Source organism: Desulfosporosinus hippei DSM 8344, assembly GCF_900100785.1.
Classification (GTDB): domain Bacteria; phylum Bacillota; class Desulfitobacteriia; order Desulfitobacteriales; family Desulfitobacteriaceae; genus Desulfosporosinus; species Desulfosporosinus hippei.
In genome coordinates this window covers 112875-138657 of the sequence record NZ_FNCP01000013.1, presented here as the reverse complement: position 1 = coordinate 138657, position 25783 = coordinate 112875, and the positions used below count along the sequence as shown (strand labels likewise).

At 41.1% G+C, this 25783-nt stretch carries 21 protein-coding genes and 2 pseudogenes; 10 read left to right on the top strand and 13 right to left on the bottom strand.

Annotated elements, in window-relative coordinates:
* Both BLS16_RS12690 and BLS16_RS24275 read left to right on the top strand, forming a co-directional pair.
* On the top strand, positions 1-990 hold a 990-nt coding region (locus BLS16_RS12690), incomplete at its 5' end, for a GGDEF domain-containing protein (protein WP_143015529.1).
* A 337-nt stretch (positions 991-1327) separates the two neighbouring features.
* Positions 1328-1571: pseudogene (locus tag BLS16_RS24275) on the top strand (DUF255 domain-containing protein); the annotation flags it as partial.
* A gap of 118 nt (positions 1572-1689) precedes the next feature.
* On the opposite strand, the gene BLS16_RS12680 reads toward BLS16_RS24275, so the two are convergent.
* The 5 genes from BLS16_RS12680 to BLS16_RS12665 all read right to left on the bottom strand — a co-directional run bounded on the left by BLS16_RS12680 (position 1690) and on the right by BLS16_RS12665 (position 16936).
* Complete coding sequence (locus BLS16_RS12680) at positions 1690-13260, bottom strand: cell wall-binding repeat-containing protein (RefSeq protein WP_092333772.1); 11571 nt, start codon at positions 13258-13260, stop codon at positions 1690-1692.
* A 152-nt stretch (positions 13261-13412) separates the two neighbouring features.
* On the bottom strand, positions 13413-13580 hold the full coding sequence (locus BLS16_RS23655) for a hypothetical protein (RefSeq protein WP_176786158.1): 168 nt from the start codon (positions 13578-13580) through the stop codon (positions 13413-13415).
* Entirely contained in the window at positions 13577-13822 is a 246-nt protein-coding gene (locus BLS16_RS12675; RefSeq protein ID WP_092333770.1) for a hypothetical protein, read from the bottom strand. Before BLS16_RS12675 ends, BLS16_RS23655 begins: the two co-directional genes overlap by 4 nt.
* Before the next feature lie 320 nt (positions 13823-14142).
* Positions 14143-15009: a response regulator gene (locus BLS16_RS12670; protein WP_092333768.1), complete on the bottom strand. Its 867-nt coding sequence runs from the start codon at positions 15007-15009 to the stop codon at positions 14143-14145.
* Positions 14984-16936 (bottom strand): sensor histidine kinase, encoded by a 1953-nt coding sequence (locus tag BLS16_RS12665; protein ID WP_092333766.1) that lies wholly within the window; start codon positions 16934-16936, stop codon positions 14984-14986. Before BLS16_RS12665 ends, BLS16_RS12670 begins: the two co-directional genes overlap by 26 nt.
* Positions 16937-17181: 245 nt before the next feature.
* On the opposite strand from BLS16_RS12665, the gene BLS16_RS12660 reads away from it, so the two are divergent.
* Positions 17182-17346: a DUF255 domain-containing protein gene (locus BLS16_RS12660; protein ID WP_092333764.1), complete on the top strand. Its 165-nt coding sequence runs from the start codon at positions 17182-17184 to the stop codon at positions 17344-17346.
* 139 nt (positions 17347-17485) lie between these two features.
* Here BLS16_RS12660 and BLS16_RS23650 read toward each other — a convergent pair whose 3' ends face one another.
* From BLS16_RS23650 to BLS16_RS12640, 5 genes and pseudogenes are all read right to left on the bottom strand, one after another.
* A complete protein-coding gene (locus BLS16_RS23650) occupies positions 17486-17629 on the bottom strand; it encodes a hypothetical protein (RefSeq protein WP_176786157.1) in 144 nt (47 codons plus the stop codon).
* A gap of 775 nt (positions 17630-18404) precedes the next feature.
* A pseudogene (locus tag BLS16_RS12655) lies at positions 18405-18605 on the bottom strand (GMP synthase (glutamine-hydrolyzing)); the annotation flags it as partial.
* Positions 18606-18679: 74 nt separating this feature from the next.
* Complete coding sequence (locus tag BLS16_RS12650; RefSeq protein ID WP_092333763.1) at positions 18680-19333, bottom strand: protein NO VEIN domain-containing protein; 654 nt, start codon at positions 19331-19333, stop codon at positions 18680-18682.
* Positions 19326-20174 carry a hypothetical protein gene (locus BLS16_RS12645; protein WP_092333761.1) on the bottom strand — a complete coding sequence of 283 codons (849 nt, stop codon included), beginning with the start codon at positions 20172-20174 and terminating at the stop codon, positions 19326-19328. Before BLS16_RS12645 ends, BLS16_RS12650 begins: the two co-directional genes overlap by 8 nt.
* Positions 20175-20489: 315 nt before the next feature.
* Positions 20490-21086, bottom strand: a complete 597-nt coding sequence (locus BLS16_RS12640; protein WP_092333759.1) for a GIY-YIG nuclease family protein — start codon at positions 21084-21086, stop codon at positions 20490-20492.
* Between the two features lie 907 nt (positions 21087-21993).
* Between BLS16_RS12640 and BLS16_RS23645 the strand changes: the two genes are divergently transcribed.
* The 5 genes from BLS16_RS23645 (at position 21994) to BLS16_RS12625 (ending at position 23679) form a co-directional block, all read left to right on the top strand.
* Positions 21994-22158 (top strand): hypothetical protein, encoded by a 165-nt coding sequence (locus tag BLS16_RS23645; protein ID WP_176786156.1) that lies wholly within the window; start codon positions 21994-21996, stop codon positions 22156-22158.
* Positions 22159-22417: 259 nt separating this feature from the next.
* Complete coding sequence (locus tag BLS16_RS12635) at positions 22418-22630, top strand: hypothetical protein (RefSeq protein WP_092333757.1); 213 nt, start codon at positions 22418-22420, stop codon at positions 22628-22630.
* A 104-nt stretch (positions 22631-22734) separates the two neighbouring features.
* A complete protein-coding gene (locus BLS16_RS23640; RefSeq protein ID WP_176786155.1) occupies positions 22735-22896 on the top strand; it encodes a hypothetical protein in 162 nt (53 codons plus the stop codon).
* Positions 22897-23101: 205 nt separating this feature from the next.
* Complete coding sequence (locus tag BLS16_RS12630) at positions 23102-23341, top strand: DUF2442 domain-containing protein (protein WP_092333755.1); 240 nt, start codon at positions 23102-23104, stop codon at positions 23339-23341.
* A gap of 65 nt (positions 23342-23406) precedes the next feature.
* On the top strand, positions 23407-23679 hold the full coding sequence (locus BLS16_RS12625; RefSeq protein WP_092333753.1) for a hypothetical protein: 273 nt from the start codon (positions 23407-23409) through the stop codon (positions 23677-23679).
* A gap of 89 nt (positions 23680-23768) precedes the next feature.
* On the opposite strand, the gene BLS16_RS12620 is transcribed toward BLS16_RS12625, so the two are convergent.
* Together BLS16_RS12620 and BLS16_RS24030 are read right to left on the bottom strand one after the other, a co-directional pair.
* Positions 23769-24056, bottom strand: coding sequence for a hypothetical protein (locus tag BLS16_RS12620; protein WP_092333751.1), 288 nt, complete (start codon positions 24054-24056; stop codon positions 23769-23771).
* A 17-nt stretch (positions 24057-24073) separates the two neighbouring features.
* Complete coding sequence (locus BLS16_RS24030) at positions 24074-24247, bottom strand: hypothetical protein (protein ID WP_207649756.1); 174 nt, start codon at positions 24245-24247, stop codon at positions 24074-24076.
* A gap of 406 nt (positions 24248-24653) precedes the next feature.
* Here BLS16_RS24030 and BLS16_RS12610 point away from each other — a divergent pair, with 406 nt between their 5' ends.
* Together BLS16_RS12610 and BLS16_RS12605 are read left to right on the top strand one after the other, a co-directional pair.
* Positions 24654-24941, top strand: coding sequence for a hypothetical protein (locus BLS16_RS12610; protein ID WP_092333747.1), 288 nt, complete (start codon positions 24654-24656; stop codon positions 24939-24941).
* A 66-nt stretch (positions 24942-25007) separates the two neighbouring features.
* Positions 25008-25382 carry an AAA domain-containing protein gene (locus tag BLS16_RS12605; RefSeq protein ID WP_207649755.1) on the top strand — a complete coding sequence of 125 codons (375 nt, stop codon included), beginning with the start codon at positions 25008-25010 and terminating at the stop codon, positions 25380-25382.
* A gap of 227 nt (positions 25383-25609) precedes the next feature.
* Here BLS16_RS12605 and BLS16_RS23635 read toward each other — a convergent pair whose 3' ends face one another.
* Positions 25610-25783, bottom strand: coding sequence for a hypothetical protein (locus BLS16_RS23635; RefSeq protein WP_176786154.1), 174 nt, complete (start codon positions 25781-25783; stop codon positions 25610-25612).

The following is a 25783-nucleotide window of genomic DNA, read 5'->3' as shown; positions in this document are numbered from 1 at the left end:
TTATTAAGATTATCTCAGTTAATTCTTGCCATGAAAAGATGTCCGAAAATTTTCATGCCTCCCTGTGAACGGAAGGTTCATGAATGTTTATATATCATTCCATTAAAATATTTCTTTGACCAGCCCATAAAACATTTAATAGTAATTATGTCTTCATCCTGGATATATACAATGTTCATGTTTGCCTTCTCTTTTAGGGTTGGGTACTTATTTCCATTAGAATTTTTATGGTTATCAGTTCTAATTATCCAAACGCTTGCTTTTGCATTGACACTTCCTTACTATATTAAGTTTGTAAATAAAGTATTTGTTTATATTCTTAGGAATATAGAAAATAAGATGATAAACTCTCTCTTAGTTATAAGCTTGTCATGGTTTTTTATTATTTTTTTAATAAACTATATTTTTGTTGAAGGCAGCTCCGTCCTAACGGAATTTATAATGCTCTTTGTCATAATAGGTAATGCCATGTTGTCCTATAAAATGGTTTACAGTTTGGTATCTGTTAATAACAAAGCAAGAGAATTAGAGGAAATAACCCGAATTGATGCGCTTACTCAATTGAAAAATCGCGAAAGTTTATATGAGGATGCACTTCAAAAAATAAACAACAGCAAATGTTTTACGATTATCTTTGTGGATTTAGATAATTTCAAGTCGGTTAATGATAGCTTCGGTCATGCTGTTGGTGATACTTATCTCATTGAGTTTGCTAAAACAGTCAAAGAAATCCTAAATATTAATGACGGCTTTTACCGATTGCACGGAGATGAATTTGCTTTACTTGTTGATAGGCTTGATATTGAGACCTTTTGCAGAGAGTTTGAGAAATTGGAATTTCAAAATATTCCTGATGGTGTGTCTTTTAGAGGAGCAAGTTTAGGGTGCTCTTCCTTTCCTGTAGACGGTAACGACATAAGCAAATTGTTGCATTTGGCAGATTTTAGAATGTATCAAATAAAGAAAGAAAAGCACAGGATAGGAACATAATGTAACTAATATGTCCAATTGTTTATCCGCCATATTAAGCCCTCTATTTAATACTCTCTTGTTTTTTCTGATTTTACCACTTGAGCAAACCCTAGTTTTAGAGCCCTCATATTCCTCTTAAAAGTCATAATGTTAAAAATATTACTGATCTCAATGGCATTAATCGGTCTATTGGCACCAAATATTGATCCATAATAACCGCATACATTCAGCCATATAGCTTGACCAAAGATGACATATCTCAGTTGCAGTCGGCATGATATTTTCTAAATAATGATCAACTTCCGTAAAATGGACTTTTTCGGAATTAGTTTGAAGAGATGTTTGTGTTGCCCATATGACTATTATGAATAAACCCAATAGATTATCCAAGGAAAAATCACCTTATTTACTTCAACATGCAAATAATCCTGTTGATTGATTTCCTTGGGGAAAAGAAGCGTTTGATAAAGCGAAAGCTGAGAACAAACCTTATTTTCCTTTCTATTGGGTATTCCTGTTTGGTAATAATTTTCACTTGCCACTGGTGGCAAACTGCTTACTATAACCAGTTCGGGGAAAAACGGGTTCAGCGATTATTAGGCTGAACCCGTTCGTTATCCATTCTATATTTTTACATTTTCACTTTACCCCAGGATGCAATGCAACGAAGCATTAGAAGATGATTAATATAGATTTGTCACATTATATCACTTATGCTTATTTGTTCTTGGGAAGGTTAGGGCTTAACCAGAAATCTCTAAGCTGTTCTTCAATGTCTTTAGTGATGACAGCCTCTCCTCCGAATAGGGTTGCTCCGGTCATTTTCAGGGTCTTCAAATAATTGATTTGATTATCTGACAGGCTTCCATCGACTAAAAGAATAGGTGCCTTGAAATTAGCAGCATAAACGCTTCCTGCCAGAGCATCCGGGAAGTTGCTACCCGTTGCTATACAGACACTTTGTCCACCTAAATTGAAGTATTGTGCTACAGCCAGTGATGTTTCATATCGATCAGCACCGCCGATTCTAATGATATTCGCTGGATCTAGAGACGTAATCTGAGCAACATCGCTTTCTACTGCTGCGCTAACAACTCCTTCAAGACCGATGATGTATACTTTTTCGGGCCGAATTGTGGCTATCTTTTGCTTGACTTCCTCACTGATTCGATCTTTTTGAACTAACAGAATTGGAGCCTGCATAATACCTGCTGTGCTGCTTATAGACAAGGCATCCGGGTAGTTTTCTCCACTGACCAACACAAGGGGGGTTCCTGTCTTAACTTCTAAACTATCAGTAATTTTTACTGATGTTTCATATTGGTCTGTTCCTCCTAATCTGGTTATATTTTTACAACCAATATTCGCTACTTTTGCTTCCATTGCACTGCTGACGACTGCTGTGCCTCCAAGAATATAGACTGTCCCTGCCGAATCCAGGTTTTTCTTAAGATAGTCCAATACTTTTTCCTGGTCTGTTTCTGTGCTGCCAACCAGCAGAATCGGAGCCTTCAGTTTATAGGCTAGTACACTTCCGGCTAAAGCATCGGGATAGTTTTCCGCTGTTGCCAATACGACGTTGGAAACCTTTCCTTCATAACTTGCTTTGGCAATTTCCAGGGCCGTATCGACTCTATTGACTCCTGCGAGTCTTTTTACGCCTGATTTTTCAACGAAAACAGCACTTATTGTGTGGTTTTTGCTGTCTGTAAAGGTATATGTCGCAATTGCGCCAACGCTCTTGCCGTCCACCAGTACATCGAAAATTATATAGCCTTCGTCGGGGGTAATGGTAGCGGCCTTTTGATCGCTGCTGACGGTAACCTTTCCGCCTGGATTGCTGTCGCTTGTAATGGTCGGTGCAGTGCTTGTGCCGCCACCATTATCCCCGCCACCTTTGCTTGGTGTTGAAGCCACTGTGTAGCCTATGGCATAGGTGGAGAATTTTTTGGTGTGGAGCTTTATTGACTTACCGTCAGCGCTTAACTCAATATACTCACCATCGGTGTTTGTTTGAGTAATGGTTTGAACCTCTGTACCATGATAACGATAAACTACATAATTGCTCTTGCCTTGCAGCTCTGCAGGGAGGGGTATGTCAATGATTAATGCATCATCTAGCTCCCTTATCGGAATCGGCTGTTCTGCTGTACCACCGAGAATCGGTGTTACAATTTTGCTTAAGCTTAAATTCAGGAAAATCCCGATTTCTTTTCCGCTTCCTGCTGCAGTTATAATGCTCTGCGCATTTTCAGCGGCATTGTCGCCACTTTCAACCCTTTGCTCAATAATTAGCCTAATCTCAACCGTTCCGCCGGCATCGATAACATTGCTATCATCCTGAGTAAATTGATTGCTAGCAAAGAAGTCATTGAGTTTATCCACGATAATATCTGGAGTACCGGACTTAACCTCTACGACACTATTTTTATTACCCTTTGGCAATGTAACCGATCCGGTTGTAGTATTACCTGAAACCGTGATGGTTAAGGTTATAATTTGGTCAGTGCCTTTGCTGATCACCAAATTATAGATGCCTCTTGGAATTCCGCTGATGGTGAAAACTCCGTTAGCGTCGGTGGTTGCTTGGACAACTTCTCGACTACCTGCCATAAGCTTCACTGTGGCACCGTTTACATTGGCGTCATCTTCATCCTTGACATTACCGGTGACTTCGTAGGTGATTTGCTCCCACTTGGCGTGAAGGGTTATATTTTCCGCACCCATTTTATTTGAAAGATACGAGGTTGCAAAGCCGCTGTCCCTATACCAGCCGGCAAAGTTAAAGTCTGGTTTTGTAGGGGTTGGGAGAATTATAGCAGTGCCGTAAGTTCCGCTAATGGCCGCCACAATACTTCCATCGTTTGAGTTAAATCTTATGGTGTAGGTTTGCGTTGGTATTAAAACACCTACCGCTGTGATTGATAACTCCCCTGTCACATTGTAAACCGTTAAAGTTCCTGTTGTTGCTGATGTCTTTGTATAGATGTAATCAACACCGGGCACAAGGGTCACTCCGCCCATTGTAATGGTTATGCTGCTGGGCAAGGTGTAACCACTGGCTGCGCTTAGGGTTGTGGTGTAGTTTTGGTATTGTGTTGCGCTTGTGTTGTTTAGGGTAATGTTACTTAATGAACTGCCACTTGCTGAAACATCGTAGGTAGGTGCTGGTGCCGCAAGCACAATCACCGTTTTAATACTGCTGGTGTTGGTTGAGGTTTTTGTTTCGCCGCCAACGGTCGCTGTATTGGTAACCACTACATAGTAATAGGTTGTGCCAACGATGTCGGTCGGTGGTGTGTAGCTTGAGCTTGTTTGACCGCTTATGGGAGTACCGACGGTTGTTGAATTTGTTGTGCTTTGGTACCACTGGTAGGTAAGGGCACCGCTATCGGTTACTGCTGCTGTTACTGTAAGCGGTGTTAGAGCAGCATTTATAGTAACTGCTTCAATACCTCTTACATTGCTTGCACTAAATACTGGTGTTTGCGCGGTCGTTATGGTTGGCGGGTTTACGGTTATATTCCCGCTGCCACCCGTTACATCACCATCGTTTACTGTTACATTGCCACTGCCGCTACCCAGGGTTTCGCTTCCTTTGGTTACGGTAATTGTATAGGTCCCATCGGGTACACCGGGGATACTGTAATTACCGTTGGCATCGGTTGTACCTGTGTAAGTTTTGCTGTTGTCGGTGGTATCCGTCAAGGTTACGGTTGCACCCGATACTGGTTTGCCGTCAGTGTCCGTGATTGTGCCGCTTACGGTGTGGGTATTTGGTGCATCCTCTGCCTCTATAGTTATCAGCTCAAAAAGCACGACCTTATTATCGCTGTCTACTTCGTAGAAGCCAATGTAACGGTTTACTTCTGCATCTACTCCTGGTATGTCTGCTCCTAGTGTATACGGATCGATGACTCCCGTACCTTCACCTGCTATTGGGGCTAGGTCGCCTACGTTTGGTGTTACTATGCTGCTTGATGATACTTTCACTATAAACCGGTTGCCTGCTCCTGGCGTTAAGTCACCGCCGTCTTCGTCAACGATTTTTATGGTGCCCGGGTTTTCTCCTGGCTTTGGTGTTGGTTTTCCGCCTAGGCCATCTGGATCAAAACCGGGTACAGGGTCTGGCTCTGGTACTGGTTTTATATCCCCTGCTCCTAAAGTTATCAGCTCAAAACGCACGACCTTATTATCGCTGTCTACTTCGTAGAAACCAATGTATTTGTTCTTGACAGCGTCTACTCCTGGAATGTCTGCTCCTAGTGTATACGGATCAATGACTCCCGTGCCTTCACCTGCTACTGGTGCTAAATCGCCTACGTTTGGTGGTGCTATGTGTTGGTTCGATACTTTCACTACAAAACGGTTGTTTGCTCCTGGTGTTAAGTCACTGCCGTCTTCGTCAACGATTTCTGTGGTTCCCGGGTCTGTTCCTGGCTTCGGTGTTGGTTTTCCACCTGGACCGTCTGGGTCAAAACCAGGTACAGGATCAGTATCTGGCTCTGGTACTGGTTTTATATCCCCTGCTCCTAAAGTTATCAGCTCAAAACGCACGACCTTATTATCGCTGTCTACTTCGTAGAAGCCAATGTAACGGTTTACTTCTGCATCTACTCCGCTTATTGGGTTACCCGGAGTGTATGGATCTGTTACTCCTTCACCTGTTGGTGCTTGGTCGCCTACTTTTGGTGTTGCTATAATACTTGATGATACTTTTACTACAAAACGGTTGCCTTCTGCTGGCGTTATGTCACTGCCGTCTTCGTCAACGATTTCTGTTTCGCCTGGGTTTTCTCCTGGCTTCGGTGTTGGTTTTCCGCCTGGGCCGTCTGGATCAAAACCGGGTACAGGGTCTGGCTCTGGTACTGGTTTTATATCCCCTGCTCCTAAAGTTATCAGCTCAAATCGCACGACCTTATTATCGCTGTCTACTTCGTAGAAACCAATGTATTTGTTCTTGACAGCGTCTACTCCTGGAATGTCTGCTCCTAGTGTATACGGATCAATGACTCCCGTGCCTTCACCTGCTACTGGTGCTAAATCGCCTACGTTTGGTGGTGCTATGTGTTGGTTCGATACTTTCACTACAAAACGGTTGTTTGCTCCTGGTGTTAAGTCACTGCCGTCTTCGTCAACGATTTCTGTGGTTCCCGGGTCTGTTCCTGGCTTCGGTGTTGGTTTTCCACCTGGACCGTCTGGGTCAAAACCAGGTACAGGATCAGTATCTGGCTCTGGTATTGGTTTTATATCCCCTGCTCCTAAAGTTATCAGCTCAAAACGCACGACCTTATTATCGCTATCTACTTCGTAGAAGCCAATGTAACGGTTTACTTCTGCATCTACTCCGCTTATTGGGCTACCTGGAGTATATGGATCTGTTACTCCTTCACCTGTTGGTGCTTGGTCGCCTACTTTTGGTGTTGCTATAACACTTGATGATATTTTTACTACAAAACGGTTGCCTTCTGCTGGCGTTATGTCACTGCCGTCTTCGTCAACGATTTCTGTTTCGCCCGGGTTTTCTCCTGGCTTTGGTGTTGGTTTTCCGCCTGGGCCATCTGGGTCAAAGCCGGGTACAGGATCGACATCGGGGTCTGGTGCGTTTTCTGTCCACTGCGCTGTAATGGTTACCTCATTTGCGGGCATCATAAAGATTGTGCTTGTAAGGGTAGCGTTTGCAAATGTACCGCCATTTGAAGTTATCCAGCCGCTAAAGGTGTAACCCGCTTTCGTGCCGGCGTTGATAGCAAATTGTGCACCTGCGGTGTAATTTCCTCCTGTTGTGCCGCCATTACCACCGTTCAGGTTTACGGTTACAGTGTAGGTGCTTGCTGTGTCGGCTGTCCACTGCGCTGTAAAGGTTACATCGTTTGCTGACATGGTATATGTTGTACCCGCATCATAAGTCATCGTGCCATCATTCCAACCGGCAAAAGTATAGCCGGTTCTGGTAAATGGGTTGGCTGGCAATTGGAATGTACCACTTGCTGCGGTTGCTGCTTGGGTCGGTGCTGCGCCTGTTGCCCCTGTACTACTACCGCCTGTGAAAGTTACGCTGTAGGTTTGGGGTTCAGGTGGTGAGCTGATGTCGTCCTTTAGGTTGCTAAAGGCATTAAGCCCTGCCGCGCTTGCCTCAAATGTTTTATTTGCAGGGTCGCTGTGGGTTTGCTGGGTTGCTCCCTTGTACACCGTGTAGCTGCCTGTTGGCACCGTATAAGCGATGGATTTATATGCCGAAGTTGGTACAAATGTAGCAACTTCGGTTGTGCCATTCTTCACTGTAGTTGCAGTGTTAGCGTCAACTTCGCTGGCGTAGTTTGCCATCAAGATGTTAGCAACTGTTTTTCCGCTTCCACTCGCCCCAATTATTCCGTCAGCATCGATTGCATCTTGTAGATTTTTGGCTACTGCAATTACCGTTGCGCCCTCGTCAATCTTAATTGTGCTCCCAGTACCGCCGATGCCAGCACTTAATTGGCCGCCTGTGGCCGTTACAGTTCCACCACTAATCGTGATTACCCCGCCTGCACCGAAAGTGCCGGCGCCTATGCCTGCGCCGCCAGCGGAATCGATACCCAAATAACCTGTGGCCCTGACAGTTCCATCACTAATGGTGATTATCCCGCCTGCACCACTTTGACCACCGCCTAGGCCTGCACCGCCAAGGTTACCACCTTTGGCTTTCACATCTGCTGTACCGCTGATGCTGATTGTGCCGCCTGCACTATTTCTGCCGCCGCCAATGCCTGCACCGCCAAAGTAACCACCTTCTGCCGTTACAATTCCGCCACTAATAGAGATTGTGCCACCGGTACTGCCATCGCCTCCGCCAATGCCTGCACCGCCACTATTAAAAGCACAGGTGCCCGTTACATTTCCACCAATAATGTTGATATTCCCGCCTGCACCGTTTTTACCGCCGCCAATTCCTGCACCACCGCCAGTGAATGTGCTATCACCACTCTCACCGGATCTGGCATTAAGTGTGCCTGTGCCATTTATAGTTACGGTTGCTGTTTGACCGTTCTTTTTCTGAACCTGCAAGCCTGCTTGATCCACCCCGCTTTGGAGTGTGTTGCTGCCTGTCAGGACCAGATTGACCACAGAACTATCCTGAATATCAAAGGCACAGTTATTACTTGTTGCAGATACGTCAATGTTCACGCCGCTTAGGGTAATATTGACGGTTCTGTCACTTGGCGTATTCACTGCAATGGTGTTTGCAGTTGCTATACTTGCGTTGGTTTGGATAATTGACAACATATCTCCTGAGTCAATGTTATCTTCTATTTGACCCGTTCCGTAGGTCACTTTGAGCTTACCCGCTGTAGCGCCGTTTGCAACTTTAATAGTGCCATCGCTAATGTTGAAGGCGCGAACGGAGGGTATGATCGTCCATGTTGCCGTAATGGTTGTTGCCGCTGCGGGCATAGTAAAGGTTGTGCTTGTAAGGGTAGCGTTTGCAAATGTACCGCCATTTGAAGTTATCCAGCCGCTAAAGGTGTAACCCGCTTTCGTTCCGGCGTTGATAGCAACCTCTGAACCGGCGATGTAATTTCCTCCTGTTATGCTATTACCACCGTCCAGGTTTACTGTTAAGGTGTAGGTACTTGGTACTGTGAAGTTGAAGGTGGTTGCTGGTCCGGCAGTATGGGTTGCTGTTTCTGCCACTCTAACCTGCAAGGCCAGTGTTCCTGTCAGATCTGGGAGGTTCGCTGCTTCTGCATTATATGCTGTCCAGGTTGTCCCATCCGTTGAGAATTCCATGGCTGCAGTCATACCTGTCATTGTGTTTGCGGCATCATCGCTTGTAACACCGGTTAAGGCTGGTCCGTCTGCCTGGGTTATATACCAGCCATACCAGAGACTGTCGGTTGTATCGCCGTCACTAACTGCCTTATAGTTATTCTGGGCAGTGGTTAACGCCGCACCTGTTAACTCAATACCATTGGTATCAACAAAACTAAGGGTTCTGGATAGTGGATAGCCCTTAAAAACATTAGCATCGGCAACTGTTGGTGACAGTGCGGGAAGTTTTAAGATCGCCAATTCTGAGCAATTATAAAATGCTTGTGTTCCAATGCTGGTCAACATCGGGAAATTTGCAGTGGTGAGGCCGGTGCATCCATAAAATGCACCGGTTCCAATACTGGTCGCCACCGGGAAATTTGCTGTGATGAGACTGGTGCATTCACCAAACGCACTATTCTCAATACTGGTCGCCACAGGAAAATTTACTGTAGTGAGACTAGTGCATCCATAAAATGCAGCACCCTCAATACTGGTCGTCACCGGGAAATTTACTGTGGTGAGACTGGTGCATCTAGCAAACGCACTATTCTCAATTTTGGTCGCCGCGGGAAAATTTGCAGTCTTGAGTGTTGTTATTGGGGAAAAAGCAGACGCGCCAATACTGGTGGCCGCCGGGAAATCTGCAGTTTCAAGACTGTTATTAGAAAACGCATTCGAACCTATCGTTTCCGCCTTAGGAAAATTTGCAGTTGTAAGACCCGTGCAACCAAAAAATGTTTGGTTCCCAATGCTCGTCACATCCGGGAAATTTACAGTGGTGAGTGCTGTGTACGAATCATACTCCATACTATTAAACACGCCGGCGGTAATTGAGGTCAACTTGGCAATATCTACCGTTCGAATTGTAGGAAAAAAAACTCTATACTGAAAAGTCGATCCCCCCGGGATGTCGGCAACTGAGGTAACCGTATCTGCCACCCTAAAGCTTGTGAGATGTAAATTGATAACTTGACTCTTCATATAATCCCAGTCGGCGCTTGTAACACTGCCCTTGATAATATCAATCGAGGTGATTGCGGGTAATTCTACACTAGATTTTGCAATCACATCCTCAAGGCTATTGCCGCCAACAGCGCTGCCATTGTTGATTTTTGCGGTAATAGGAAAAGTCGTGACTAAGCTGGTTGGTGTACTGGTTACCGTACCGGAATAGCTACCTGTTCCGGTTGCCGTTACGGTAATGGTTTTGCCGATATCCTCTGCTTGGACTGTGTAGGTCGCAGCATTTGTGCCGACAGCTATGCCGCCTGCTTGCCATTGATAGGTAACATTTGCAGTTGCACCGCTAGGCGCGACGGTTGCCGTTAGGATTTGTCCTTCCTTGGCTGTGCCAGAGATTGACACTGAGGTTAGTGGTGTCTTATAGGTCGGCACGGTTACCGTTACTGCTGCTCCTGTATTGAAACCCGTTTTAGCTGCATATCTCACTTCGTAGGTTCCTGCTGCTAAGCCGGTGATCTCTGGTTCTGTTGCCGGTTTGTAAGAATCTGCACCTTGTAACTGATATTCCATTAAGGTTGTTGTACCCGTGATCTTCCCATCACTTCCGCCATAAGATGTTGGGGCTACGCCCGCCAAGCCTGTTGGGGCTGCTTGTGCTTCATTCGGGCCAGCTGCTACTACCACCTCGGCATCAGTTCCAGCATTGAATCCTTCTTTAGCTGCATATCTTACGTTATAGGTTCCCGCCGTTAAGCCGGTGATCTCTGTTTCTGTTGCTGCTGTGTAAGAACCTGCGCCTTGTAACTGATATTCCATTAAGGTTGTTGTACCCGTAATCTTTCCATCACTTCCGCCATAGGTTGTTGGGGCTACGCCCCCCAAGCCTGTTGGGGCTGCTTGTGCTACATTCATTGTGATCGTATATACTTCGGAAGCCAACACCATTCCGGAACCTTTGGTGCGGATAGAATAGGTTGTGCCGCCGGAGATATCAGTAATCGTACTACCTCCTGCCGTCCATATGCTGCCGTTATCCAGGCTATATTCCATGGTAGATAGAACCCCTTCTATGCTACCCGTGCCACCGATAGTACTTGGCTGGGTTACGGTGAAATCAGTGCTTGCAGGTGTTGCTGCCTGGGTCACAGTGATGGTTTGGACATCAGAATCGAGGGTCGTTGTGCCATTTCCGGCCATATATACCTTGATGCCGTTCACAGTTGTAACGTCTGAGATAAAAACGCTTGTTGTCGTAATGTCTAGCCAGTTCGTTCCGCCGTCAACGCTGTACTTCATCCCAGTCGCTACATTTGACAGTGTCATGGTGGAAGCCTCGAAGCTCGCTACGGGCTCCGTTTCCTTTGTTGGAATAAAAGCATTTATTGTGATCGTATATGGTTCGGAAGCCAACACCGTTCCAGAGCCATTGGTGCGGATAGAACAGGTTGCGCCGCCGGAGATACCAATAATAATACTACCTCCTGCCGTCCATGTGCTCCCGCTATCTAGGCTATATTCCATTGAAGCTGTAATCCCCGCTATGCTACCCGTGCCACCGATGGTACTTGGCTGGGTTACGGTGAAAGTTGAAATTACAGGTGTTGCTGCCTGGGTCACAGTGATGGACTGGACATCAGAATTGAGGGTCGTTGTCCCGTTTCCAGGCATATATACCTTGATGCCATCCGCTGTTGTAACGTCTGAGATAACAACGCTTGTTGTCGGAATGTCTAGCCAGTTCGTTCCGCCGTCAACGCTGTACTTCATACCAGTTGCTACATTTGACAGTGTCATGGTGGAAGCCTCGAAAATCGCTACGGGCTTAGTTTCCTGCATCGGACTGAAGGCATTTATTGTGATCGTATATGCTTCGGAAGCCAGCACAGCTCCGGAACCTTTGGTGCGGATAGAATAGGTTGTGCCGCCGGAGATACCAGTAATCGTACTACCTCCTGCCGTCCATGTGCTGCCGTTATCCACGCTATATTCCATGGAAGATTGAACTCCTGCTATGCTACCCGTGCCATTGATTGTACTTGGCTGGGTTACGGTGAAAGTTGAAATTACAGGTGTTGCTGCCTGGGTCACAGTGATAGTCTGGACATCAGAATCTCTAGTCGTTGTACCGTTTCCAGGCATATATACCTTGATGCCATTGGCAGTTGTAACGTCTGCGATAACAACGCTTGTTGTGGTAATGTCTATCCAGTTCGTTCCGCCGTTAACGCTGTACTTCATCCCATTCTCTACATTTGACAGTGTCATGGTGGAAGCCTCGAAAATTGCCGTGGGCATGGATGCCGGTGGCGGGGCTGAGCTAAGCTTTAAGCCTCCGCTGCCATTTGAGCTAAGTTCCAGCGAAGGATCATCTGAGAAGAACGGCGCAGGCAGAGTATTAGTGCCCTTTTTGCTGTCGTATCCAGGGACAACCGTCATACCATTGCCGCCTGATCCTGTGATGCCAATGGTGTCCTTTGCCTCGGTGAGTATCTCGTTTATAATCAGGACACTTGGTGAGAAGATATTATCCGTCAAGAAAACATTGCTAGGTGTTGATGTACCCTTTATATTGCCGTTTATTGTTGGATTTCCGTTTAGCTTTATTGTCGCATTAGTGCTTACGTAGACTCCTGCACCTTTGCCGGCTTCGCTTACCTTATTGCCGGTAATCGTTCCCCCATTCATAGTAAGTGTGCCGGAGCCGTATAGAGTTACACCAGCACCAGAGAGAGCTATATTACCCGAAATGGTCCCACCATTCATGGTGAATGTACCAAGACTCGCTACTGCGCCACCAAAATCATCGGAGCTACATCCGGTAATTCTCGCCGTATCCCACATGGTAAAAGCTGCCGAATTATTTGCAACATGAACGGCTCCTCCGGTACCACTCCTACTCATATTTTTTATTTCACCACCATACATGTTGAAAGTAGTACGGTTACCCAGTTTAACAGCTGAGCTAACGGTGGTGTCACGACCTTGATTGTTTTGCAGGGTAACCCCTTCATACATTTTGAAGGTGCTGTTGTAGTCATTAAGACTAACAATGCTTGCTCCTTGAACACCACTGTTGGTCGTACCACGGTTAAGGGTGCTGTCCACATCTCCCGTCCAAACCGCACCTCCGTCAATGGTAAGGGTATTGCCCTGACCCATTCCACCTTCTCTGCCAAGTGTTAAAGTATAGGTATTATCTATACGGAACAAGATACTGCCCGTGGCATCAGGTCCACGCTGAATTTTACGCGCACCATTACCACTGATGATGGTAATATTCTTTCTAATCTCCTCATCACCATAAGTTTTTGGATTCCAGGTTACGTCAGTAAGCAGCTTGATGGTACCGCCATTGGTACTGGTATTCAAAGCGGCAAAAGCGTCTTTGAAGGTACTATTCGTCCAACTACTCCCTCCATCCGTGCTGTATTGTGCCTCCGAACTTGCCCACGCAGTGGACGGCATCATAAAAAATAATGCTAACGTACAAACTACCAATAATACCTTCATACTTACATTTAGTTTACGCAATCGTCAACTCTCCTCTATTAAATTTCTCTAATTCAAGACTTCTTTTTTGCTGTTTCTCTTCCTTATTAAATTAATGCCTTGCTACCAAGCACCCCACGTTTCATATTCGTTAATCCCGTCTATTTTCAATTCCTTGCAACTTTTTTAAATCTTCACTCTTCCAAAACTCTCAGCAATAAACGCTTAATATTGTCTTTGTTAACGGACAACAATAAAAACCCATCCGCCTCCCATTCAAAAGCTTCCACCGCATATTCCTCATGGCTGCTCACGAGAATAATACTGTTTTGCTTCTTCGCGTCGGCAATGATATATTTCATGAATTGTTTCCCCTTCTATCTGAGGTCATTCCCCTATTATTCGTTACGTATAAGAAAAGAGAGCCAATGACTGCAAAAAGGATTGCTAAAACAAAATATATCGTTGCCATCGAAATAGAAATGGTATAGTCATATGTTGTTATAGGTTCTGGAACCGCGTTCCTAATGACCAACGTTTTAAAATATCCCATCCCATAAAATAATAAGGTAAAAAAATAACAAATAGCAGTTACATTTTGCATATTATCCCTCCCATATGCAAAGACGATATTTAATACTTTCCGAGAATTTTAGAGGTCATGGCCACTTGTTGTTCCATCTGCTTCATTCGCCTAAATTTTTTCACCAATTCTCGGCAATATAATATATTTATGAGTTATTTTCCCTTCAATAGGATTTCATTTTCCATCATAAAACACGAACCCTGAATAAACCCTAAATGAAAAGTGCCCTATAAGACAAAGCGTCCTATAGGGCATTCCATGCAAAACCTTATGCATCAAGGGGTTGCGCACTTTTTAATAAAATTATAACTATGTAAAATGTCATCGCAAAAATACTATTATTTGCTTTCCATAACATCATCCATCACTCTTCTACACATTTCGTCAAGTTGAGCCGCTTTGGGATAGGCCCAAGAATACCCGTCCTCTTCCAAATATCCACTTTGCTTCAACCGTTCCAGTAAATGAATATCTTCCTTTCTTTTAAACCGATTGTTCTTGACCATTTCCTCCAATTGATAGAGATCACAGTTGACTTCGTCTGTTACAACGCTATATTTCCCACGGCCGTTTTGCAAGATCTGCGAAAGGCCTGCTTCCGCCAATCTTTTGCGCAGCAAATAAGTGGTGGCATGAAAATTTGTCTGAGCTTTTTCGGAGTCATAGTCCGGCCAAACTGCATCCGCTACCTTTTCCCAGTTTACCGGTACACCTCTTTTATGGACTAGAAAGGCCAATACTTCCTTAGCTTTGGAATTTTTCCAGGTCAGTGCTTCTCCATTTAAGAACACTTCGAAGCTGCCGAAGCATTGAATAAACGGTTTATTAGATTGCCTAACCGTTCTTTTGGTTTGTAATAATCGCCTGACTGTTTTCCCTAGTCTTTCTTCCGTTAAGGGCTTCAGAATATAATCCATAGCTTGTAGCTCAAAAGCCTCCACCGCATATTGATTAAAGGCGGTGACAAATACAATATCAATAGTTTCGTTCAGGTCTAAGATCTGCTCAGATAACTGAAGCCCATTAACCCCTGGCATTTCAATATCCAGAAATACAGCATCCAGAGACTCTTTTGCTAAATAATCCAGAAGCTGTTCTCCTGTTTCAAACAAACCACATAACTCCAATTCCTTACTTTCCACAATCATTCTCTGGAATCTTTCCAGCACATGCATCTCATCATCGACCGCCGCTATCCTGATCATTGTTCTTCTCTCCTTTCGGTATTAATAGTCTCACGCAGGTGCCAAGTCCCTCTTCACTGCTGATCGTCAGACCTCTGCCATACAATCGAAGCAACCGATGATGGATATTAAGGAGACCTACGCCTTGGCCTTTACCCTCTTCTGTTAAAAGGTTGACCAATTTTTCACTAGGGATACCCACACCATCATCTTCAATCTCAATATGGATCCCTTCGTCGATCCGATTCATTTTTACCCTTACTGTGCCGCCCCCTGTTTTTTTGGAAATACCATGCCGAACTGCATTTTCCACTAAGGGTTGAAGGATCAGAACAAGGATTTGATGGTTGAGCGGGATTTCAATCTCTTTTTGCAGGCGTATTTTATGCCCAAAGCGTGCTTGCTCAATGTTGAAATACGTATCTATAAATTCTAGTTCTTTTTCGATCGAGTCCATTTTATCCAGGTGATTAAATACCAAACTTTTTCTTAAATACAGGGCTAAATCGATAATGAGTTTGCCCGCCTTTTTTCCATCCATTTCGGAGACATTGGCAATGGCACTCAAGGCATTGTAGAGAAAATGCGGCTTAATCTGCGCTTGTAAAAAGGACATTTCTGTCGCCATTATTTTGTCCTTGAGTCGGTCTGCCTCTATTAAATTCTGGTTATACAAAATAAGTTTTTGTTGGGTACTGGCCTGTTGTCTGGCTTGAATAAAAGACATCGCCATAATTACGGCGAAATTTCCATATACAAACATATAGGAAAGGTTAATGTTGCCCATCCCCATATCGCGTAATAGATCTGCTAGGATTGTAAAATTAAAAACACTGATAACTATAAACAGCAATAGAGCATTGTCTCTTCTCCTGTGCACTGCTTGTATGAGTACACATAAAATATAAATCATTTGGAGCTGGATGAATATGTAAAAGTAAGTGTTGAAAGAAGCCCTAAATCCAGCCGGTGCCAGCAATAGTGCCTCAAAAAACAGAGTTGGTAGCAAGATCAAAGTAAGACTCTTTTTATGATAATCCATAGGATATAAGCTGATAACAAATAAGATTATTAGCGGCAACAAACTATATTTTGTAATATATTCAATAAGTATCCCATCTTGGATGCGCAACTTGGGAAATAAGATCATTAGCGGTGTTTCGCCCCACACAAGCGCGCGCAAAGCTGTGGTTAAACAAAGAAGGCTGAAAAGGAGAGCCGTCTTATTCTTTCTATGCAAAAGAAAGAGCAGAAAATAATAAATACCAAACCCAAAGACACTGCCGATAACGATTAACTGGGTTGCAAAGAGAACAAACTTTTGCTGGTCTAAAACCTGCTTTGAACCAAATACCAAACTATCGCGAAGTCCGCCCCTAGAATAATTCAGATTTGCCACCTGAATGATCAACTCGAGTTCACTCGTGTTATTCGGCAAACCTACAATGAGCTGTCTATAATCTCCTTCGTAGTCAGAAAGTTTCTCTGCTACCTTTCCCACTTCTACTATAAGCTGTCCATTGGCATAGAGCTTGTAGGCCGCGGAAACTGTTTTTATGCTGAGGGCAGGATCCCTAAGAGAATCCGGGTAGGTTAGAATTAAGCGATAGGTGGCAACCCCATGATTAGGATATGGCCTAATACCGGCTTCGCTGTCATTCCAACTGCCTGGAACTTTGATAAAAGAATCTATCTCTGGAACATCCTCCGTCATAAAATCTTCCGATGTCAACAGGCGATCCCAATAAAATTCCCACTGTCCATTCAAATCAATAGTTTTATTTTGTGTAAAATCAACCCTCGATAAATCAACCTTACCGTTAGCAACGAGTCCCGAAACTGGAGAATACATCTTACTTAGGGCAAAAAGCATCAAAGAAATAATAAAGAAGATGATTATTATTCTCCAATTTGAAATGATTTTTCTCCATATTCTTCTTTGATCCACTGCTATCATTCTCTTTCGCGTTAACTTTGTGATTAAAAAGATCTACCTTATTACTTCGGCTAAACAAGAGAAAAACTATAGGTTAGATTTCATTCTCATCACAAACATCCTCCAAAGCGTTGTTGGGATATACTCCTTTCCTCATACTCAGTTTGCAGTCAACAGTAGCTTCTTTAAGATTTACATATATAATTGAATCATACAAATACTAACAATTAGTTAAATTTAATAAGGAGGTGTTGCCCATGACTACAATTCAACAAGTACCCAATAGATTAGCTAATGAAAAGTCTCCATATCTACTCCAACATGCCAATAACCCTGTAGACTGGCATCCTTGGAGCGAAGAGGCTTTTCAGATAGCGAAAACAGAGAATAAGCCTGTTTTCTTATCTATTGGGTATTCGTAGTGGTGTAGTTTACCGACATGTCACTGATGGCACGTATTATAAAATAAACTAATATGCATCATCTTATCCTTTTCTATACGCCACGGACTAAAAGCACAAAAGAGCCTGTCAGTAACAGACTCTTTTGTGCTTATTATAACTATTTGCTTTGTTTATCATAAAACTTTTCAATTCCAATTAAAATATTTTTTAAACATTGTTGTGAAGGTTTATTTGCTGAGACTGTAACTACCAATTCACTACTGCTAGTTTTTCTATCTTTTTTGTTTTCTTGGACTGTCAAAAATGAGACTCCTTTCACTTGACAGCCATATAAATAATTCCTGTTGCCAGAGTGATTAAAATTTCTGGTCTTTATTGTAAATGTATTCTCATCTTTGATATAGATGCGAACCCCTGTTTAACGTATATTAATACAGCTTTATGATACAGAAGAGCTTAGATATTTTGAAAGCCTCCTTAAATTATTTGCTCTCCTATTTATTAATTGGATTATATGAGCTTAGCTATTTCATATCTATAGTGTAGTTGTCTAACTACGTCTTACCACAAATACCCATTTTGAGATTAATTATTAAGGAGGCTCATTTTAAACAAGACACCTTAATTACTTGGAATATTAGTTTTGTACCACTAGCCACATTTCATTTTTCACCTCGGCTTGCTTAAACAAACACAACATCTACAATTATGGTTTATCTCAGAAAAATCGAGTGCCCTCCGGGCACTCGATTACGTTTGTATGTATAAATTTAAGTATAATCCAAGTTATTAAACGACTTGCTCATTACGAGAAAGTGGAAACCCGTATCGTCTGGTATCAATGTATATCGAAATACGCTAAACATGCGGGTTTGGGGAATTTCATATTCCAAGTGGTATTGATAATTCCAATATTTTTCGTCTCTTTTTGGGAACGCATTTGGGAATGGACTTTACTTTTAAACGCTTCTAGTGCGAATGTCTATGGTCTCCGTTTAATTTTCCATAGTCTCACTCAATTATCAAGGGGGCATAGAGGTAATATCATAAACAACCCGATTAACTCCCTGCACCTAATTTATAATCCGCGAGGATATGCTTGTAAGAGGTCATACGGGAGTCTGGCCCGATCTGCTGTCATGGCATCTTCGCTGGTAACAGCTCTCAAAATAATTGGGTACTCATACGTACGTCCATCCTCCATTACACCAACGCTCTTGATACATAGCAAAGCTTTGCCATAGTCCTCGATACATTCCTGAACGACGAATTTCTTCAAAATGTTTAATTAGATATAAATATTTAGTTATTTTTTTGATCTAAATTAATCGTGCTTGTCGTAGCAAATAGGCTATTTAGCAAACTTGCTTAGGTCTATTGCCTTGAGATTATCTAAATACGTTTCTTTAATTTGCACCCTAAAATTATTGGCTAATAGGTTCACATAAGGTGTTTCATAAACTTGAGTGAGTACGTTAAAATCTATATCAAAAGCTCCAATTGGATTACTAACTATATATCCTTCAATCTTTTTATGCTCATCATTGACATATACTATAAAAATTTTATAACTATCTCGATTAATATTGGAGATTTTAAGTTCATTGTATGAAATAAAAAACTTTAAAAAACGATTTCTCGTAGTCTTCACTTCATAATATAAAGTTTCACCTAGTATATTAGTTTGAATATCATATCCTGCAGAACTATTAACTTTTGACATATGAATTAAATTGCTTCCAAGGGAAGATAAGTATCTTAAGACGACCTCTTCACCAAATGCCCCAAGTTTATTATTATTATTTACCCACTCAGGGCAATCTGAGTTTTCATCAGTATTCATATCATTGATAATAGTATCCTTCATGGATTCCGATATTTGAGAGTGAAGATTTGAACTTCCTATTGCAATTTGGTTTAAGAAACCGTTTCTTACAATAGCCTTATCATTTTCATCATATACGGGAAGGTAATCATGCAATGAAAACACTGAAACGTTACTCATTCTTTACCCCCTTGAATGCACACTCTTTGCAAACAATCCATAATGTATCATCTGCTCCTGAGTGCCTTACCAATGCCCAATTGTCAGGTGTATTTTCATACTTCGATAAACACAAAGAACACGTAAAGAAAAATTTATCTCGTGTTTCAATTATATCCCTCCAAACTAGATTACGAGAAACTTTCTGACCTATTTCTGAAATAATTTCCTGCAAATGGGAATAGGTTTTCTTATTCAACACTTTGTTGGATTGCTGGATTATGTCATTTATTCGTTTAGAAAAATTTAATGTTTTTGATTTTGATAACTTCATTGTTCCCGTTGAAGTATCAAATTTTTCTGGTGAAATAAGTTCTAACTCATCCAATTTAAGACCATGCTGATATACTACTTCAAATATAAACAGTCTCTTCAGGTCATTTTTTAAGATGTTTCTTATTTTAATTATTTCTTCCACATTTAAGGGTACAGTTTTTCTAGACTCTACACTCTTTCGTGCAATCCTTAAATCATTTAATTTGTCTAAATCCAGACTAATCGTTATATGATTTCTTATATACTCAAAAAAGTTGTTAATTACCGTTATGCTCCAATTAATACGATTATCCGATATCTTTGAGCTTTCTAAGAACATAGATATATACTCGAATGTCATGGTATCAACAACAACATCTTTATCAAATTCAATTAATTTAATTAAGAGCATTGAATATTGATAAATAGTACCTTCCCCAAGGTCAGTTCCTTGTAAATAATTTATATATCGGTCAAACCATAGTCTATTTTTCTCAGACATTAATTTTAACCTCGAAGGTCTAGATATATCACTTTTTTTACCCATATAACAACACCCCCAGTTAGTTATCTATCCTTAAGGCATTCCACCAAAATCGTGGGATACCTTCCATTAATAAACCAACATTTCCAATTATCCTATAGTTTCTGATTGTTTAGTCGTTATTTCATTTCTATCCCTGTGCTGGTCGGACAACCTATGGAGTATGCGTTTTGTGGTCAATTAGAATCATTGTAAAGTTACCCCTCCCATCCAACTTGACTGGCACAAAAAGAAGGGGCTTATTATCCCTTCTTTGCTACATATTCTTTAACCTCCTGTAGAATGTTGTATAGCTTAATCCACTCATTTCCATTGATTTTATTGCAGGTCACTCGTCAAGAATATTCTATCTAATTCTTTTTGATATTCCTGATAATCCAGAATTTCCACATAACTATTTTTACTATGATAGCTGTATTCAATCATAACAAAGATACGGACATTCCATTTTTCTTCATCCTCGCCTAATATACTTTTTAGCATTATAGCAGTATCATTTATCGTCAGTTCCAAAGCCTCACTTATGCTCTTAATGGATACTTTTTTGTTAATATTTTTAACTGCGACTTTAAGAAAAATTTCTTTTAACTTTTCTGTTCTTTCAATATCCATATTGGAGTAATCGAATATTGTGGACTCGTTGTATCCATTCTTTAGTGTATCAAACTTAAAAATAAATTCACTTTTCTTACGTTCAAAAAGACGATATTCACATTCTTCTAAAACCTCTAAGGTAAAATTTTCTTCTCCATAAATATCCCACTCTATTTGTAGAGACTTCGAATGGTGTTTACCATTCCTCAATGAATTTTTGTGTTTCTCCCATCTATCCAAGATATTTTTACTTTGACCAATATAAGCCTTTTCATTTTTTATGTTCCTAATTCTGTATATTCCACTTAATACTTTAAGCATTTAACAATTACTCCTTCTTAAATATTTTGAATCACTATTCTAATTATAAACTATGAAATTCCAAAAGGTTGAATTCCTGTGAATAATTGTGAAGAAATTGATTAATAAGGATTTATGTTATTAGTATTTATTACTGTGCGAAAAGGAACTCGCTGAAGAAGCGTTCCTAGCCTTCTAAAACAAATCTCAAAATACTATTGATGGATACGCGAGCAACAAAAGACTATTTAACTTGGTTACCAGACCTACAACAAGGAACCGCTCAAGTTGATATAGCAAAATATTGGTGAGTACCGCCTTGTTTACAGAACCGTCAATCTGCGGGATTCCAAAAACTTCAACCACAAACTAAGTGCCTTGAAAAAGTACAATGAATTTCTTGTGGACAGAGGCATTCAAGCCGATATTGTTATTACCAAAAACATGCTGTTATAAGTTCAACGGGACTACGCTTCTCCAGCAACCATTAGTGAAAAAGTAGTTAACCAACTTCGGCAAATAATTCTTGAGAACGGTTCTAAACGCGACTTAAATTTAGTCAATTTACTTTCTTATACAGGCGTTAGAATAAATGAGGCTCTTTCCATTAGACTTGCTGATTGCCATGTAATCAGCAAAACCCAAGGACGATGATTCCTTGGGTTTTGTTTTTCTAAATTCCTTCTATTTTTTATCGGGCTTGCCAAAACGTTCTATATTACTCACGCGTTTTCTTCTTATCAGGAGTCATTTTCTTTAACACTGCTGATCTTAGCATCATTGGATACCCTGTGTAACTTTTCTTCCTCCACCAACGCAACTATTATCGACTATAGTCTTATCAACGTGAAAATTCTCATATTGTCAAATACTCCCAAATCAATATTTAATGGTATAATGATTTAGAATATAAAAGGAGGAAATACGCATGTCTTTGTACTGGGAAGTTACCGAGGATTATTTACTTCAAATTGAGAAGCTTGATAAGAGCGATCCAGAATACACGTTCAAAGTGATGATGCTTCACCAAGAGATGGAGGAATATGTAAAAGAGAATATGCACTGTAGAGGGAGTTATCACCGATATGAATAAAATAAAAAGTCTAAAAAAGACATCAATACCGTTTCAAGATAGGGTCTAGCTGATCTCAAACGACTCCTTAGGCTCCAGCATGATTGCCTGCCCTGCCATCATGACACATACTTAATATTTGAAATATTCCCCCCTCCTTTTGCAGGTATAAGAACAATAGGAGGAATTCCAAGGTGAAAATTAAATAATGATAGAAGGACACTAAACTCGGGCTGGGAGAAAAAAATTCTCAATACTTAAAAGAAGCAGATGCGAATATATGAAGAGTGAAAAAAAGACTAGGACACTGGAAGAAATTCGAAAACAAAATAAACGCCCCAATATGTTCTTCGACGGTATGGAAGAAAAAACTGTAGAGCTTTCAGAAAAAGCATTTCAAGCGGGCAGGGACTTCTTCGAGAATTGTGTACAGCTGACCTCACGACACCTTATTAAAAAACTCCAGGAAGAAATGATGATTAAATTTAGGTGATTCTACTCTATAATCTCGACCCATCGGCTGAGACTTACAAATATCAAAAAGTGGTCGCAAAAGATGAGTATAGAAAGGAAAATATTTAGAGGAGTATAATGGAAATGGAACCTGAATTCAAAAAGGAAATCGATGACCTTCATGATTTCATGACAGAACAAGGAAATTTTAGCGAAGACGTTATTGAAAGGCTCAATCGAATTGAGGCAAAAATTGAAGTATTGCTATTAGAAACTTCTCATATTCGAAGAGAAAAAAAGCTATGAGTGAGCGAAAGAAATGTCACTGAGGTAAACAAAAATAGCTCAATAAAGCAAACTCATACAATTGCTTAAAGACTGAAATCGCAAAACAATCGAAGATGTTGGTTAAGAGATTGAAATGCATCACTACTAAAAAGACTACTATACCATTTCAAAACCGACAACTAACAAACAATTAATCAGATAGTGAATCTATGATGAGGTGAACATGTTATTAGATGTAATCGAAGTCGAACCTCTAAGAGACTATCATATTTTGGTAACATTTGATAATAACGAAAAAAGGGTATTTGACGTAAAACCATTATTGAATAAACCACGTTGGCAAGAATTAAAAAATGTCTCATTATTCAAAACGGTTAAAGTGTGGGAAGGTACAGTGCAGTGGCTACATGGACAAGACATATGTCCTCAATGGCTATACGATGAAGGAGAAAAATGTGACTGAGAAAAGAATGGCACACACAAGAGACTCTTGACGATGTCTATCTGAATCTATAGGAGAGTGAAATAATGGAGGATTTCACTGCATGTACAGATACAGAATGCAAAATGAAAGAAAACTGTTATCGCTTTACGACCTGCCCAGGGCTTGGTCAACCATATTTTTCAAATAGTCCACGTACTGCTGGTGAGTGTCCATTTTTCTGGGAAAAAGAAGATGAATTTTTAGATCCGTCCAAAAGAAAAATAATTGAAAATGCGATTACAAATGCATTTAGAGATTATCATGAAGTCTTCCAAAGGTTAGCCCAAAATGAAAAAGAGGATGTAAAGAAGACATGAATGAGCTTGACCCCCAAAACCATACTTGGGGGTCAAGCTCATTTTTACCTCTAGCCCCCTAAAACTACGAGATTTAGGGACATGAGACACTATTCTCGCAATCGAATCAATAGTAGTTCTAGCTCTTTTTGAATTGTGTTCAACTTTCCCAATTTTTTGGGGTCACAAGTCGTTATCTTTCTAAGTCCATTTCTCTCGCGTTCAGTTTGTGTTGTATTTATCGGTTCATAGTTTTTCATCTTTCGAACGATATGCTTTGCTCGCTCTATTCTCGCTTTTTTAATCGCTTCATCTATATCTATATCTGAATTGCATTCGGGAGTAAGAGATCCAAGGACTTCCATCAGTGATTTTTTGGCCTTAGTTCGATTTTCCAAAGTGATCGCCCCTTTCGCTAATCGTATGGTTCCTCATCTAATTCTTTTCTAAATTCTTTCCAAGTATGTTTTTTAATTTTGTTCTGCCTCATTGCCTTTAACTCTGATAAGGATTGCTCCAAAGATGCGCTGGGGTCATGAATATTAAACAGCCTTTTTACAAATCTGAACATTTGCCATGCGAACCTCATATCACCTATTTTTGACACCCTCTTCTTTAAGCTTACTGATAAGTTAGCTCACTAATTTAAAACTACCCCCTGAGCAAATACTTCATAACTTGCTTCATGGTAAAAGATCAATGCTGTTATTTAGTCATCAAGAAACAGATGCAATGGTCTTACGGTTTTCCCATAAACTCACGACCCTCTACCGCAATCTCAATGTTATCGAGGAAGAGACGGGTCAATACAGTTTGTCGCGTAGGATATCCTATAATTAAGGGAAGCTTTATCGACGGGACGTTTATTCAAGCCCCTGTTTTTTTGTTTCCTGTTAGACTGGATAAACACTCGAAAAATGGCTGGAGTCTGTTAATGGAATCTCAAGAGGACATTACCCTAAACCAAACCCTAATGCTTACTTTCCAGAAATTTAATGAGTATCGATGAATCTCTTTATGAGGAGGTTAAAGAATTACCCAAAGAAAACTTTGAGGATTGGGTCTGTGAACACCTTAAAGAAATGGGTATTCGGTGTGAACTCCTTACAAAGGAACTAATACCTTTAACCCAATACAACCAAAAAGATATTCCCGATACTAAAGTATGCCAATTTCAAATCACACCAAAACTCATTCTGGGACATTTTGTTTTAAGTAATTCAGCCATCACCAAAGATTACGATGAACTGATTGAGATGTCAGGACGATCTAGGACTCATTAGTGAGCTTTTGCTCGATGACGTTGAACCCGAATTAATGTTGGGGATTTACCCGAAGCAATCGTTGAATTGGACAAGATCCCTGAGATTCAGCAGTATTTCATTACTGATTTAGATGTATCGCAAGAAGAAGTAATACTTTCTGCACAATATGAAAAAGGGGTTGTAGTACACGGTCCCCCTGGAACAGGAAAATCCCAAGTAATCGCCAATTTGGTCAGTCAAGCATTAGCGAATAACAAGAAGGTTCTGATCGTCTGCCAAAAGCGAGTTGCTCTTGATGTTGTCTATCAACGTCTTGAAGCCGTAGGAATCGCTTTTGTGAGAAACTTGATGAGCAAACAGCTTATTTTAACTCCATTGCTCTTAATAGCTTCATCTATATCTGAATTGCATTCGGGAGTGAGAGATCCAAGGACTTCGATAAGTGTTTATTTGCTGTAGTTCGATTTTCCATAGTGATCGCCCCTTCCTCCTCAAAATATTGTGATCCATATTTATGTGAAGGTGTTTGATTTAAATCATTTTCTAGGGATTATTCCTTTGATTCATTACTAAAAATAACCCCTTTCACGCTTTTTATGATTTTCCATCGCCTCAAGATACTTCCTCAATGCCTAAGCTTAATCGGAGCTAAATCTTCGAACGGTATAATCGTATTCTTAATTGGTTTAATAATCTTCATTGTAACCTCGAGTAGATTGACTATAAGGGCTAATATCCCGAATCATTTCATTCAGTTCGTCTTCTATCATCATTAGTTTCCACCCATAATCAGGGTCATTAGGGTCTAATGAATTTACCTTGCTCACGTAAAAGTTCTCTGCCTCTTGCCACCACAACAT